The organism is Sorangium sp. So ce302, assembly GCF_051530145.1.
GTDB lineage: Bacteria > Myxococcota_A > Polyangia > Polyangiales > Polyangiaceae > Sorangium > Sorangium cellulosum_B.
In genome coordinates this window covers 13006188-13019029 of record NZ_CP150326.1, presented here as the reverse complement: position 1 = coordinate 13019029, position 12842 = coordinate 13006188, and the positions used below count along the sequence as shown (strand labels likewise).

Here is a 12842-nt window from a genome sequence, read left to right as displayed (position 1 = left end):
GCGCCACAGGCGCCCGCGGCCAGCGCGCCAGCGAGGATGGCCAGGTACTCGCGAAGACGGGAGGGCGAGGCGGGTGGGCTAGGCCGCACGACGCCCACGATACGACAAGCGGAGGTGCTCGCGGCAAGCATGCCGGGCGATTGATCTCGGCCGACAGAGCACTTCCCGCTCGGAAGCGCACGGTGGGCAGGCGACAAACGAGCAGAGATATTCCAATCCATTGGCGTGAGATCCGACATACAGGAGGCTCCGTTGCACGCTGCTCTTCGGACGCGGCCCGCCGACGAGGCGAGCGCGGTGCGCCATGGAAGGTGAACGCGATGAAAGGGAGCGGCAGATGATCCTGGTGACCGGAGCGACAGGGAATGTGGGCGGTGCGGTGCTCGAGCAGCTCGTCGAGGCGGGCCAGCCGGTCCGCGCGCTCGTGCGCGATCCGGCGAGGCTGGGAGCGCTCGGCGGCGACATCGCCGTCGTGAAGGGCGATCTCTCGAAGCCCGAGACGCTCGACGCCGCGTTCGCGGGCGCGGACAGGGCGTTCCTGGTCTGCGTGGGCGGCGACCTGCCGAACCTCGCCGGCAACGCGGCCGACGCGGCGAAGAGGGCGGGCGTGAAGCACATCGTGCTGCTCTCGTCGTCGAGCGTCGCCCGCGCGCCCGACGTCCAGATCGCCCGCTGGCATTGCGAGGCCGAGGCGAGGGTCAAGGCGTCGGGCGTCGCCTGGACGATGCTCCGGCCGGGAGGGTTCGCCTCGAACACGCTCCGGTGGGCCGCGTCCATCAAGGCGCAGGGCGCGGTGTTCCAGCCCCTGGGCGACGCCAGGACGAGACCCATCGACGAGCGCGACATCGCGGCGGTCGCGGTGAAGGCGCTGACCTCGCCGGGGCACGAAGGCAAGGAGTACGAGCTCACCGGGCCGGAGGCGCTGAGCGCAGCGGAGCAGGTGGCGAAGATCGGCGCCGCGATCGGCAGGCCGCTCAGGTACGTCGACGTGAGCGAGGACGCCGCCCGCGAGGCGATGGTGAAGGCGAGGCTCCCCGAGGGCTTCATCCGCGCCTTGCTCGAGGCGTTCGCGTTGATCAGGTCCGGGAAGGGAGAGGAGCCGTCGTCCGCCGTCGAGCAGCTCCTCGGGCGCAGGGCGCGGACGTTCGACGAATGGCTGGAACGCCACGTGAAAGCGTTCCAGTAGGGCGCGGCGGCAGATCGCCAAGGAGGAGAGAGCATGGCATCGAGAGCGATCAGGATCCTCGTCATCGGCAAGAGGGCCGATATCCTCGAGCGGAGCGTGGCAGCGCTGAACAAGCAGGGGCACTCGGCTGTCGGCACGTTGAGCGCGTCGCCGGACACGGAGTTCCACGCCGGCGACTTCGACCTCATCACGCTCGGCGGCGGCGTGGACGGCGCCACCCGGGCGCGCCTCCACGCGCGCTTCAAGGAGCAGAACAAGGACGTGATGGTGCTGGACGTGTACGCCCCGATCGCCAGCCAGCAGATCGCCTGGGCGCTCAGGAGATCTTCCGTCGAGGGCGAGCTCGGGAGCGCCTTCTCGGTGACGGAGGCCAATGACACCTTCGTCGCGCGCGCGACGATCGAGCGCGCCTGCACGCTGCGCCTCGACATCTACAGCTACCCCGGCGGCGCCCTGGAGCCGGAGGTCGCGCGCATCGTCGACACCTCCGTCCCCCAGGGAACACACGAGCTCAGGATCGAGAAGCAGCTCGCGCGTGACGGGTTCATGGCGGTGCTGACCTTGAACGGCGAGGAGCACCACCTGCACCGCCTGCAGCAGCACCCGGGTTGAGCCTCCCCGGCCGCTTCGCGCCACGAAGCCGCGATCGCTACGCCTTGGCGCGGCGCTCGATCGCCTCGAGCGCCATCCGGGCCGTGTCGCACACGCGGTAAATGTTGGTGCGGGTGCCGGTCGCGGTGCGCTCGAACGGCTTGGTCTCGTCCTCGAGCAGCCGCTCGAGCGCCGGCCGCACCCGCGCGTCGCCGAGCTCACCCAGCGTGCGCGCGGCGTCCTGGCGCACGAACGGATCGGCGTGCCGCGTCAGCTCGGCCAGCGCATCGAAGCCCGCGGCGCGATCCTGCCGCACGAGCGCCCGGCACGCGCTCAGCCGGTGAGAGGGCTCCTCGCCGAGCGCGAACGCCCGCAGCCGCTCCAGGAACTCCGGCAGCTCCGGCGCGTCCACGTGCGCGAGCACCTGCAGGCCGTGCATCGCCACGCGCGGCTCGGCGTGGTCGAGCATCGCCGTCGCGGCGGCGGCGAACACCGCGGCGTCGGCCGGCGACACGCCCCGGCCGGCCATCGCCGCGAGGCGCCGGCCCGCATCCGCCGCCACGCCCTGCCGCGCATCGCGTAGGCGCGGCAGGAGATCGGCCAGCGTCATCACCTTCGCGTCATCCAGGGCGCTGAGGGCCGCCGCCGCGATCGAGCCGTCGGCGTCGTCGAGCATGGCGCGGGCATCGGCGGCCCAGCGCGCCGCATCGCCCTTGCACACGCAATCCAGGGCCGCCCGGCGCGGCCCCGGCTCCGGATCACGCAAGAACGGCCGCGCCCGCGCCCCCGCATCGCCGTCGAAGTCCCCGAGCACATGGAGCGCCCCCTCCCGGACGCGAGCATCGGGGTGATCGAGCCGCGCGATCACCAGATCGAGCGTGCCCTCGCCGATCCGCGGTAGTCGCCTCATTGCCACCAGCGCATCCGCGATGCGCTCGCCCCGGCGCAGCGCATCGGCCAGCTCGGGCTCAAAGCCCGGCATGCTGGTGCCAAACCAATGGATCTTGCACCCGGCCAGGAGCTCGTCGAGCCACCGCTCGTACCAGTCGAGGAAGCCCGCGTTCTCCGGGAAGTACGGGCGCCCGCCGTCGAGGTCGATGTACACGACCCGCCCGCGCGCAGGCCCGGTGACCACGAGCTGCGTGTAGTAGCTGCAGCCCTGCGAGCCGAGGCTCAGCGTGCCCCACAGCGCGCGGTCCATCGCCTCCTCCTCGCCGGGCAAGAGCGCCTCGAGCCAGCCCTCGCCCGGAGGCAGCGTGTCGGGGTGCAGCGGACACTCGGCGTCGAGGTCGTCGAGCGCCTCGTACCGCGCGTCGTCCCATTTTGCGAGCGTCATGAGCCCGTAGAACGGCCCGGCCCCGCCGTGCCCCGCGTGCAGGAGAAACGCACGGTAGTCCTCGGGCAACCGCACCCGCCGCGCGGCCTCAAAGGCGGCGACCTCGGCCTCGGCGGCCGGCGGCCGCAGCTCGAAGCGATGGGCGTCGCTGCCGAAGCACTTGAGCCCCCGCTCACGAACGGCGGCCAGCTTGGCGATGATCGCGTCGAGGCGCTCGCGCATGGTCCCACGCTAGCACCCGCGCGCGGGCACTGTCGTGCGCCGCCGGAGCGCGGCGCCACGCACTCGTCCAGGTGGCTGTCCGACCGCCACGTCGCTGCGAGCGCACAGGGGTCGGGACGCAGCAGGCCGTCATGGGCCCCGGCCATCGTGGGGACGTAGCACCTGCATTGGCAGCGGAGAACCATTTTCATGCCTTCTTGCGCCCTTGCGTCTTTGCGCCCTTGCATTGAAATTCTCCTCCTCGCCGCCAGGCAGATCCCCGGCGCGCTCAACGTGCACGGGAACGAGCGGTCGCCCGGTGCAGGCGCTCGACCAGGTGGATCTCGAGCAATTCTACGGATATCTCTTCTCCCAATGGTCGAGATGACACAGGGCGGCCGGCACAGGTTGACACCACGGTCATGCGCGACACGCGCTGGGACCCACAAGGACCTCGCGGTGCTCGGGCGAGTCGCGGTCGGCACGGCGTCTGCATACCGGCGCGGTCCCTGCAAATGCCCGCGCGGAGCTGACCCGCGTCGGGTCGCTCGAGGAGAAACTTCGATGCCTTATTCTCGTTTCACCGCGTTGACTCTCGCCGTCATGGGAGGCCTTGGCGCTCTCGGTATCTCCCGTCCAAGCTCTGCCTGCACGCCTGTGCCGGACGGGCGCTATTTGTCCGGGGTGTTTGGCGTCGTGCCGATCGACGGGGTCATCGTGGCCCGGGTCAGCTGCTACTCCAACTGTCCGGAGAGCGCCCCCGTGCTTCTGGTGAAGGACAAGGACACGGGCGAGGCCATCAGCGGCACCCAGGAGGAGGTCGCCGACGTCGCCGTCGGCGAGCGCGAGAGCGTGCTCGCCTTTCGCCCCGCGGCCCCGCTCGTCGACGGCCACACCTACCAGGTCGAGATCGAGGGTCAGGACCTCAGCGCCGGCATCTCGGAGATCTACGCCAGCACCGCTGTCGACATGGACGTGGGCGCCATCCCTGTCCAGAGCCACGTCATCGTGCAAGAGCGCTGGCACGGCAAGATGAGCTGCTGTATCGCCGATCTGGGCCCGGGGAGCTGCGGTCCGGAAGAGCGCTGCGTGGCAGAGGAAATGGAGCGTTACGTCACCGTCTTCCTCGATGCGAGCGGAGGAGTCGACGCCGGCGTGAGCCAGTACGTGCAAGTCGTCACCTTCTCGAGCCCGGACGGGGAGGAGCTCGGCAAGAAAACGGTATGGAATGAGTCCCCGAGCCAGACGTACGACGTCGCGGCCACGGAGTACTGCTACCAGCTCACGTACAGGAGCCTCATCGACGGCACGACCGTCGAGAAAGAGCGCGCCTGCGTTCCGCACGGCGACGCGGGCGAGACGGCCGTCTTCCCGGCCGACGCGACGGAGATCGCCGCGGCCATCGCGGCGTGCTCTTCTCCGCCCGGGGGCTTCGAGGAGGCCTGGTGCAGCGCGAGGGCGGCGTACTGCGAGGTGAGCCCCAGCCTCTGCGCCGACGATGCCGTGAGCTCCTGCGAGGACTCCGGTACGGGCGCCGGCGGCTCGGGGGGCTCCGGGGCGGGCGGTGGCGGTACCTCTCCGGAAAACCCGGATGCCGAACACGACAGCGGCGGCTGCTCGGTCAGCGCGGGCAGCGACGCCTCGTCCGGCTGGGCGCTGCCCGCGATCGGGCTCGCGCTGTCCCTCGCGAGCCGCGCGCGGCGGCGTCGCGACCGCTGCTGAATGGTCCAAGCGCACCGTCGCCGTCGCCATCGCCATCGGCCCGGCGCGGCGCGGCGCGAAGCCACCCGATCCGGCGGCGTTACTTGGCCAGATCCGCGCGCAGCGCGTCCGGGCGCTCGCGGATGGTGTCGAGCAAGCTCTGGAAGCCCCGCTCGAACTCTCTCTGGGAGTATTCCTTGCGCGGGTCGGCGGCGACCTGCTCGCTGATCTGCTCGTAGTAGCTGCTGGCGAGCCCTTCGAGGTCGGCGCTCTCGTACGCCTCGATGATGCTCTCCACCGCGCCGCGATAGGCGGTCACGCAGCTTGGGCTCTCCAGGCAGCGCCGGAAGATGAGCCCCGTCGAGATCGCGCCGTTCGCGAGGTCCCCCTGGCGCGCGAGCTCGAACAGGGCGATGTGGGGCTTGCCCGAGTCGCGGAAGGGCTTCATCGAGAGGTCCATCCCCCACGGCAAGAAGACGAACTTCCCGGAGGCGGGGTCGTTGTAGATACGAAAGTTGTTCGGATAAAAGACCGTGTAGGCGTACATGTCCCACTGGTTCACCGCAGCCTCGGCCGCGGTGAAGCGCAGGAAGTGATCGGTGTCGAGCGAGCCGCCGATGTCCTCGAGGAACGTCGCGCGCTTCGCCGTGTCCACGGCGGCGATCAGCGCAGCGAGGTCCGTGCGGTCGTTCGCGGTCTCGTTGGTCTCGAGATCGAACTCCGCTTCGGCGCCCGGCACGAAGTCGACCTGCCCTTCCTCGTACAGGTTTCCGTCGTTGCTCGCGAACCAGCGCGAGAGAAAGGTCGTGTCCTCGGCTTCGACGTTCGCATACACGCCGTAGAACTCACCGTTGACGTACACGAGCGCGCTGTTGCAGCGCGGGGCGGGCAAGCCGGCGTGGCGGAAGAGGTCGTACGCCAGGCGCTCCGCGAGGAAAGACGGATCTTCGACCATGTTGTTGAGCGTCATGCGCTCGAGGCCGAGGAAGGTCTGGTCGTCCACGAACTCGTCGAACTTGAGCTTGAACGGCGCCTTCTCGTCGAGGCCGCGGAAGCTGCCTTCGCCCTTGATGCGCAGCCCGATGTTCGAAACGGTGACCGCCCCGTAGCGCAGCGTGGCCGAGACGTACTCGTCCTGGAGCGGATCGTCCGGGCCCGACACCTGCTGCAGGGCTTGAACCGACTCCGGGGGTAATTCGATGTCGAAGCGCGGCAGGTTGGTGCGGTCGTAGATCTCGGCGCTGAGATCAGGACCGCCGCCTGCTCCGCCCGACCCGTGCCCACCCGACCCCGTCTGGCCCGTCCCGACGCCGGCCCCTCCGCTCGAGCCCGCCTGGCCCCCGCTGCCGCCCGTCGTCCCGCTGTCGCTGGCGCCAGCGCCGGCTCCGCTGCTCCCCTCTCCCGCTCCGGCCGCTCCGGGTCCCGCGGGCTCGGAGCAAGCGACGACAAGGCCGCACAGGGCCGACGCTAGCAGTGCTGTCGACTCACAGCCGACGAAGGTCTCGATGCGCATGACGACACATCCAGGGCGAAGACAAAGGAAACCGTTCGTGAAATGTGTTCGCTCACATGGTCGATGTCAATTCCAATCGGCCCGGCCGCGGGGCTCCTCGGGGGCGCCGCGTCGAGAGGGGGTTCCCTCGTTGCATGGCGTGCGGGAGCTGCCGATCGCCGAAGAGCACGGACAGGGGTTCCGGGCTATGGTGCGCGACGCCCGCGCGAGAGCTCATGACCACCACCACGACCACCTCAGCACCGATGAGCCCCGGCGCGCCCGCCCTTCGCCCTTACCAGCGCGCCGCCGTCGACGCCGTCCTTGCGGCCCGCAGGCGCGGCGTCCGGCGCATGGTCGTGTGCCTCCCCACCGGCGCTGGCAAGACGGTCATCTTCTCCCATCTCGCCCGCCTCGCCAGGCGGCAGGTCCTCGTCCTCGCCCACCGCGAAGAGCTCCTCTTCCAGGCCAAGGACAAGATCGAGCGCGCCCTCGCCGGACAGGCCATGGTCGCCGTCGAGCAGGGCGAGCTCCGCGCCCCGGCGGACGCGCGCGTCATCGTCTGTTCCATACGCTCCCTCCACGAGAAGCGGCTCGAGCAGGTCACCGGCGGCCGCGATATCGGCCTCGTGATCTACGACGAATGCCACCACGCCCCCGCCGACGACAACCGCCGCGTCCTCCGCCAGCTCGGCGCCTTCGACCCCGCGTGGACAGGCACCCTGCTCGGGTTCACCGCCACGACGGCCCGCGGCGACGGCAAAGGGCTCGACGATGTCTTCGAGGCGATCGTCTACAGCCGCTCCCTCACCGAGATGATCGCGGACGGCTACCTCGCCCCCCTCACCGGCTACCGCGTCGCCACCGCCACCGACCTCTCCCCCCTCGACGCCGGCGGCCTCGACTTCTCCACGGACGAGCTCGAGGAGGCCGTGGACCTGGAGGAGCGCAACGCGCTCGTCGCCCGCTCCATTCAAGAGCTCGCCCGCGACCGCCGCACCATCGCCTTCTGCGTCACGGTCGCGCACGCCAGGAACCTCTCGAAGGCGCTCAACCACCTCGGCGTCCGATCCGCCTATGTCCACGGCGACATGCCCTCCGACCTCCGCGGCCGGATCCTCGCCGATTTCCGGGAAGAGCGCGTCCAGGTCCTCACCAACGTCGCTGTCCTCACCGAGGGCTTCGACGACCCTGGCGTCTCTTGCATCGCGATGGCCCGCCCCACCCGCTCGGATGGGCTCTATGCCCAGTGCGTCGGGCGCGGCACGCGCCTCCATCCAGGCAAGAAGGATTGCCTCATCCTCGATTTCGTCGACCTCTCCTCGCTCCAGCTGTGCACGCTGCCCTCGCTCTTCGGCATGCCCCGCGACCTCGACCTCGAGGGCAGGGACGCCTCGGAGGCGAGCCGCTTCTTTCGGCAGGTGACCTTCGACTACCCCGGGTTCGAGGTCGAGGCGGGCCGCATCACGCTGCGCGAGATCCAGGAGCGCGCCGCGCACTTCGATCCGCTGAGCCTCCGCGTCGACCCCGAGGTGATGGCCATCTCGCGCAATGCGTGGGCATCTCTCGGCCGCTTCGGCCTCGCGCTCCATTACGAGAGGAAGCCCGGCGCGATCAGCGAGGTCGTCGTCCTCGCCCGCGGTGCTCGCGGGAAGCGGTGGCACGTCCTGCTGGACGGCAAGCAGGTCGAGCGCTTCTCCACCCTCGAAGAGGCGGTGGCCGCGGTCGATTACGAGGTCGCGCGCCGCGGCCCCGCGGCCGGGGCCTCGGCGCGCCACGACGCGGCATGGCGCAGGGCAAAGGCCCCTGTGCCCCTGCCGGCCGAGCCCCCGAGGGGTTATCCCCCGCCGAGCACCATGGAACAGGTGATGATCCTCGCGGTGTGGGCGAGGGTCACCGCGCCGCGCGAGGAGCGCTGACCAGGAGCTGCATCGCGACGCCAAGATTCCCTCTTCGCCGTCGCGTTCCCGGCCCTCGTCGCCAGCGCCTCGCCCCATTTCCGCCTCGGCCTTTCAACGCCCGACGGCATGACGTAGCATGCGGTCATGTCGTTCGGCATGAACGTCCTCCGGAAGCTCATCGAGCTCGCCCACGAGCGCGTCAGCAAGGACGAGTCCGTCCTGAGAAAGAAGCTTCGTGATCACTTCGAGCTGGACCCCGCGGCGCTTCCCATCGTGGAGGCGAGCTTTCCGGAGTACGACCGTCCGAACGTCCAGGTCGCGCTCGACGCGATGCTGGGAGAGGGGGGACGATCGCACGCGCTCCTCGGGCTCATCGGACGCGACTCCTACAACCGCATTCGGCTCGGGCAGCTCGCCACCGCGACAGAGTCGGGCCTGTTCGAGGGTGGTCCCACCATCGGCCCCGTCGAATACAAGACCGTCGATCTCGATGCAGGCCAGAAGGTCTCATGCCTGCGATGCGGCCTTCTCCTCGTACACACCCCCGAACGCCTCGCCGTGCTCGTCAGCGGCAGCGAGAGACCATGGGACGGTGGCCTCACGGTGAGCGTCATGGCGCCGGAGCGCGAAGCGGGAGAGCGCTTCCTCGCAATGCTCCGCCGGACGATGCTCGAACGCAACGTCTACCGCGGCAAGGTGGTGTCGCTCGACCAGGTGGACCGCAGCACCATCGAGGTGAGCTTCCGTCCGTTGCGAGAGGTCGGAGCAGGGGACCTCATCCTGCCGGGAGACCTGCTCCGGCGCATCGAACGCTCCACGATTCGCATTTCAGAGCACGCGCGCCCCCTCCTCTCCGCTGGCCGGCACCTGAAGCGCGGCGTTCTGCTGCACGGGCCTCCGGGGACCGGGAAGACGCTCACAGCCATGTATCTCGCGAGCCGCATGGAGGGGCGGACGGTCATCTTGCTGACGGGCCGTTCCCAGAGCCTCATCCGGCAATCGTGCGCCATGGCGCGCTTCCTCCAACCCGCCACCGTGGTGCTCGAGGACGTGGATCTCGTCGCGGAAGATCGCACGCGGCCGGACCAGTCGTGCAATGGGGTGCTCTTCGAGCTCCTGAACGAGATGGATGGCCTCGGGGAAGACGCTGACGTCCTGTTCCTCCTGACCACGAACCGTCCGGATATCCTGGAGCCTGCGCTCGCATCTCGACCGGGCCGCGTCGATCTCGCTATCGAGGTGCCGCTGCCGGATGGCGAGGGCCGCCGCAGGATGTTCGAGCTCTACGGACGCGGGCTGACGCTCAAGGGGGTCGATCTGCCCCGGTGGATCGCGCGCACCGAGGGGGCGAGCGGCGCCTTCATCCGCGAGCTGCTTCGCAAGGCGGCGGTCTTCGCCGCTGAAGAGGGGCAGGAGATCGTGGTGGACGATCGGCACCTCGACGACGCGATCCGGGAGCTCGTGCTGTGCGGAGGCGGTCTCACGAAGAGCCTGCTCGCGGCGCAGAAGATGATCGAAGGAGGGTGATCGCCCAGCCATCGCCATGGGCACGGCCGCTCGCAGCTCGCGATGATGACCGACAGCTACCTGGCGAAGGAACTCGGGCCGCGGGCGCTCAAGATCCCCTCTTTGCGGTCGCCTTCTCGCCCCTCTTCGCTGCCGCCTTCTTCGCTGGCGCCTTCTTCGCTGGCGCCTTCTTCGCCGGCGCCTTCTTCACCGCCTTCTTCGCCGGTGCCTTCTTCGCCGCCGCCCTCTTCGCCGGCGCCTCGCCCCGCTTCCGCCGCTGGCCCGGCACCTTCCCGATGCGCGGATCGCCCGCCTCGATGAGCGCGCAGGCCCGCAGCGCGGCTTCCTCGAAATCGGGCGCCTCCGCCGGGAGCACCTGCCAGCCTGTCACCCCGCTCCCGAGCACCTCGATGCTTCGCATGTTCGGGAACTCAGGGCGCAGGGCCGCGTGGTGCTCCTCCGTCGTGGCGAGCCAGACGCCGTTGTCCTGCGCGGGCGCGGGCTTGTCGCGCAGGATGAGGACGATCTTGTCCTCCACATAGACCGCCAGGCAGCCGAACATCGGCCGCGTCTCGGGCCCGAGCGGGGCGAGCGCGTCTAGCACGAACTCGTGCGGTACCGGCTTGCGCTTCCTCGCGGCGAACACGTCGTCCGCCGGCGCGACTCGGCTGCTCCCGCTGCGCTTGATCATGGCGACCAGGATAGACGAAGCGGCGGCCGAACGCACCGCCAGGCCGGCGCCCGCACGACGCCCCGAGGATACCCGGGGGCGCGAGCCCCGCCGAGCGGACCGCGACGCGACAGCCCGGCGATGATCCAGCCGCGGTGAGGATCGGGTCGGACCGGACGGGGTTGACACCTGCCCCCGCCCGGTGACACTCCACCGGTGGAACATCGGACGGCCTTGATCTCGGGGGCGAGCATCGCCGGTCCCGCGCTCGCCTTCTGGCTTGCGCGCTACGGATTCCGACCCGTCGTCGTGGAACGCGCCGACGCACTCCGGCTCGGCGGGCAGAACATCGACGTCCAGGGCGCGGCGCGGAAGGTCGTGCGCCGCATGGGCATCGAGGGCGACATCCGAGCCGCCACGACGGGGGAGCTGGGACTCCGCTTCGTCGACGAGCACGACGTGACCAGGGCCGAGTTCCCCGCGGAGAGCTCGGACACCGGTGGGTTTACCAAGGAGCTCGAGATCCTCCGCGGTGACCTCGCCAGGATCCTCTACGACCGCACCCGAGACACGACGGAGTATGTTTTTGGTGACCAGATCACGGGCCTCCGGGACCACGGCGACCGGGTGACTGTCTCCTTCGAGCATGGCGCGGCGCGCGAGTTCGACCTCGTGGTCGCTGCCGATGGCATCCGCTCGCGAACCCGTACGCTCATCGTCGGCGATGAGCCGAGGATTCGCCCGCTCGACCTGTATGCCAGCTACTTCACGATTCCCCGCGGAGCATCCGACAGCGCCTGGGCTCGCTGGTATCACGCCCCCGGCGGGCGATCGATACTCCTGCGTCCAGACAATACGGGTACCACCCGGGCGTCGCTCTGGTTCCTGTCGCCCCCACGCGGCTATGAAAGGCTGAGCGTCGCGGAGCAGAAGGCGGTCATCGCGCGCGTCTATGCCGGCGCCGGCTGGGAGTCGCCGCGGGTGCTCGCGGCGCTGGCAGACTCCGAGGACGTCTATTTCGACGCGGTCAGCCAGGTCATGGCGCCACGCTGGTCACACGGTCGCGCCGCGCTCGTGGGTGACGCTGCGTACTGCCCGTCGCCGGTCAGCGGGATGGGCGCGAGCCTCTCTCTCGTCGGCGCTTACGTGCTCGCGGGAGAGCTGTCGCGGCACGCCAGCCATCGAGACGCCTTCGTGGCCTATGAGAAGCTCATGCGCCCCTATGTCGACCTGGCCCAGAAGCTCCCGCCAGGCGTCCCCTGGATCGCGCACCCGAAGTCGAGGCTCGGGATTTCGCTCCTCCACCGGGTCCTCTGGCTCGCTTCCACTCCCCTGTTGCAACGCCGCGAGGGGTGGTTCGGCTCCTCCGCGGCCGACAAGATCGAGCTCCCCGATTACTCGAATGGAGGCTGACAGCCGCACGACCCTGGCAGCCGATCTCACTGCGACTCTTGACGAGCGAGACCGCGCAAGCAAGCTCACAGGTGTGCCCCAGTCCTCGACGGGCGCGCCGCACCCGCTCGTCCTGAGCGACCGCTCGACCGTCGTGCTGGCGTACTACCTCCAGAACATACCGTCGGGCTGGGATGGCACCTGGGCGCGCGTGATCGATGCCACCACGGATGGAGGGCCCGTCGCCGTCGTTCGGTTCGATGGCAGCCACGCACAGTTCTTCGGTCTTCCGAGCGATGCACCGAGGCAACTCCGCTTCCCACTTCTGGCGGGGTCGGCTAACAAGCCGTGCTGCCGGCCGCGCTTCGAACGGCGGCGGCACCGCAGAGCGTCAGCTGGAGCGAGCGTGCTGTATTGCTGAGCAATGGAGTCACAACATGGGCGTAGATTTCACCGCCATCGTCGACCATGGTCTATCCTGGGATGAGCTGTATGAACTGCCACGCGCGCTCAACGCTGCTTGGGCACTACCACCCGCGCTCCGTCCATGGGTGCAGGAGTGGGTCCGGGCTGGACGAGCGTCCTGGGGATGGAAGCTGAGCGGGCTCAGCTCCAACGGCGCCGAGGAGCTATTCAACGAGGGCTACGTGTGGATGGATGGCCCAGATGGGTTCCATGCCACTGTCCACAAGAGGTTGATCGAATTCACTCATCTGGCGCGATGGTCGTCATTCCTTCACGAGCGTGACGTGCGGCAGGGTCTGCGAGAGTCCCTTCGGCTATTGTCAACGGTGGTCCGAGCGAGCATGGTCATCTACCTACCGGACAGCTGCTTCAGGCCGTCAGAAGCGTCCGATCTGCTGTTC

The 12842-nt window shown here is 69.5% G+C and carries 9 protein-coding genes; 6 read left to right on the top strand and 3 right to left on the bottom strand.

Going from position 1 to position 12842, the window contains the following annotated elements:
• Positions 1-337 precede the first annotated feature (337 nt).
• Complete coding sequence (locus tag WME73_RS49285; RefSeq protein ID WP_437914120.1) at positions 338-1186, top strand: SDR family oxidoreductase; 849 nt, start codon at positions 338-340, stop codon at positions 1184-1186.
• A 33-nt stretch (positions 1187-1219) separates the two neighbouring features.
• Positions 1220-1798 (top strand): hypothetical protein, encoded by a 579-nt coding sequence (locus WME73_RS49280; protein ID WP_437743220.1) that lies wholly within the window; start codon positions 1220-1222, stop codon positions 1796-1798.
• Between the two features lie 37 nt (positions 1799-1835).
• On the opposite strand, the gene WME73_RS49275 is transcribed toward WME73_RS49280, so the two are convergent.
• Entirely contained in the window at positions 1836-3335 is a 1500-nt protein-coding gene (locus WME73_RS49275; RefSeq protein WP_437914119.1) for a HEAT repeat domain-containing protein, read from the bottom strand.
• Between the two features lie 663 nt (positions 3336-3998).
• On the opposite strand from WME73_RS49275, the gene WME73_RS49270 reads away from it, so the two are divergent.
• A complete protein-coding gene (locus WME73_RS49270) occupies positions 3999-5036 on the top strand; it encodes a hypothetical protein (RefSeq protein WP_437914118.1) in 1038 nt (345 codons plus the stop codon).
• Positions 5037-5115: 79 nt separating this feature from the next.
• Here WME73_RS49270 and WME73_RS49265 read toward each other — a convergent pair whose 3' ends face one another.
• Positions 5116-6528, bottom strand: coding sequence for a CotH kinase family protein (locus WME73_RS49265; protein WP_437914117.1), 1413 nt, complete (start codon positions 6526-6528; stop codon positions 5116-5118).
• Positions 6529-6743: 215 nt separating this feature from the next.
• On the opposite strand from WME73_RS49265, the gene WME73_RS49260 reads away from it, so the two are divergent.
• Entirely contained in the window at positions 6744-8426 is a 1683-nt protein-coding gene (locus WME73_RS49260) for a DEAD/DEAH box helicase (RefSeq protein ID WP_437914116.1), read from the top strand.
• Positions 8427-8552: 126 nt separating this feature from the next.
• Positions 8553-9935, top strand: coding sequence for an AAA family ATPase (locus WME73_RS49255; protein ID WP_437914115.1), 1383 nt, complete (start codon positions 8553-8555; stop codon positions 9933-9935).
• Between the two features lie 88 nt (positions 9936-10023).
• On the opposite strand, the gene WME73_RS49250 is transcribed toward WME73_RS49255, so the two are convergent.
• Positions 10024-10605, bottom strand: a complete 582-nt coding sequence (locus WME73_RS49250; protein WP_437914114.1) for a hypothetical protein — start codon at positions 10603-10605, stop codon at positions 10024-10026.
• 195 nt (positions 10606-10800) lie between these two features.
• On the opposite strand from WME73_RS49250, the gene WME73_RS49245 reads away from it, so the two are divergent.
• Positions 10801-11997 carry an FAD-dependent monooxygenase gene (locus tag WME73_RS49245; RefSeq protein WP_437914113.1) on the top strand — a complete coding sequence of 399 codons (1197 nt, stop codon included), beginning with the start codon at positions 10801-10803 and terminating at the stop codon, positions 11995-11997.
• Positions 11998-12842: the final 845 nt, after the last annotated feature.